Consider the following 1,677-nt stretch of genomic DNA (forward strand, 5'->3'; position numbering starts at 1 on the left):
TTATCAGAAAACTGGGTTTAAAACCCCGTCCTTCTAGGACGGCTTTTCTTGCTCTTTGATGTATTGCTTCAATATTTCAATAGGGGCACCGCCAACTGACGAGGCAAAGTAACTCGGACTCCACAAAGCATCTTTGTTGTATGGCTTAGGGTGACCCGCTTGACCGTAACGTCTGCTTGAAACTCCTTTTAGCGCGTTAACAATGCCGGATATAGAAAGTTTAGGCGGATACTCAATTAATACGTGGATGTGGTCGGTCTCACCGTTAAATTCAAGAATTTGAAAATCCATTTTTTGCGATACTTCCCGGAAGGATTCTTCAACCAAAACAAGGCTTTTGGCTGTAAACACGGGGCTGCGATACTTGGTTACGCAGACCAAGTGAATCAACAAGTTTGTAATAGAATGCCTTTCCTTGCGAAATTGGGTTGACATTGCCTGTAGACCAATATAGAATAAATTGTAGACCAATACTAGCACAGCCAATGAAAGCCCGGTACAACTACAGATTTTACCCTACATACCAACAAAAGCTAAGTTTAGCCCAATTGTTTGGTTGCGTCCGGGTAGTCTGGAACGATGCCCTAGCTCAAAGCAAGGCTGGCAAGTATCCTGGATACAACGTTTTAGCCAAATCTTTAACTTTGTCGAAAAAGACAGAAAAGAGACAATGGCTAAATGATGTTTCCTCTGTTCCACTGCAACAATCTCTTAAACAATTAGAGATTGCCTATAAAAGCTATTTCGAGTCCTTAAATGGTAAGAGAAAAGGAAAAAGAGTAGGTCAGCCCAGATTCAAGAAAAAAACTAACAATCAATCTGCGACTTTTGTTAAATCGGGTTTTTCCCTTAAGGGTAAAGCTGTATATTTAGCTAAGATAGGGAATGTCAGCCCAATCTGGTCTAGGGAGTTGCCATCAGACCCAAGTTCTGTGACTGTCATCAAGGATTGCGCTAACCGCTATTTCCTAAGCTTTGTCACAGAAATTGAACCCATTCAAGTTAATGCCAAGAGCCAAAGTGTCGGCATTGATTTAGGGATTAAAACTTTTGCTGTAATGAGCGATGGCGAACAAGTGGCAAGTCCTAGTTACAAAGCTCTTGAGCGAAAAATCCGCCAACTTCAAAAAAAGTTAGCCCGCCAGCCCAAAGACTCAAAACGCAGAAAAAAAACCCGCATTCAAACAGCCAAACTGCACAATCAGATTGCCGACACCCGGAAAGACTTTTTGCACAAACTATCTACCAAGGTTGTGAGTGAAAACCAAACCATTGTCTTGGAAGATTTGAATGTGTCGGGAATGGTCAATAACCGCAAACTCGCTAGGGCTATTAGCCTGCAAGGATGGTACGAATTCCGAGCTTTGTGTGAGGGCAAATCTGAGAAGCTGGGACGCGATTTTAGGGTAATTAGTCGCTGGGAACCTACCAGTCAAGTCTGTTCTGATTGTGGATATAAGTGGGGGAAACTAGACCTCTCAATTCGAGAATTAATCTGCTTAAACTGCGGAACGCATCAAGACAGAGATGAGAACGCAGCCAAGAATATACAGAAAGTCGGGACAGGGCATTGCCACGACTCTAAACGGACACGGATCGACCGTAAGACTACAAAGGATAGCAAGTTGAAATGATGTGTCAAGAATCCCCACGCCTTCAGGCTGGGGAGTATGTCAA

2 protein-coding genes are annotated in these 1,677 nt (G+C 43.1%); one reads left to right on the forward strand and one right to left on the reverse strand.

What is annotated here, in order from left to right; all coding sequences use genetic code 11:
* Nucleotides 1–33: 33 nt before the first annotated feature.
* The gene (gene tnpA, locus WBA89_RS22825) at nt 34–435 is read right to left on the reverse strand and encodes an IS200/IS605 family transposase (protein WP_424409674.1); all 402 of its coding nucleotides are present in this window, start codon (nt 433–435) and stop codon (nt 34–36) included.
* A gap of 50 nt (nt 436–485) precedes the next feature.
* Between tnpA and WBA89_RS22830 the strand changes: the two genes are divergently transcribed.
* Nucleotides 486–1,634 carry an RNA-guided endonuclease InsQ/TnpB family protein gene (locus WBA89_RS22830; protein ID WP_424409675.1) on the forward strand — a complete coding sequence of 383 codons (1,149 nt, stop codon included), beginning with the start codon at nt 486–488 and terminating at the stop codon, nt 1,632–1,634.
* Nucleotides 1,635–1,677: the final 43 nt, after the last annotated feature.

The sequence above is a fragment of the Microcoleus sp. genome (assembly GCF_049646505.1).
Classification (GTDB): domain Bacteria; phylum Cyanobacteriota; class Cyanobacteriia; order Cyanobacteriales; family Microcoleaceae; genus Microcoleus.

Excerpts from the sequence above, each read along its gene's own strand:
- tnpA (WP_424409674.1), bottom strand. The coding sequence starts at position 435 with ATGTCAACCCAATTTCGCAAGGAAAGGCATTCTATTACAAACTTGTTG.
- WBA89_RS22830 (WP_424409675.1), top strand. The coding sequence starts at position 486 with ATGAAAGCCCGGTACAACTACAGATTTTACCCTACATACCAACAAAAG.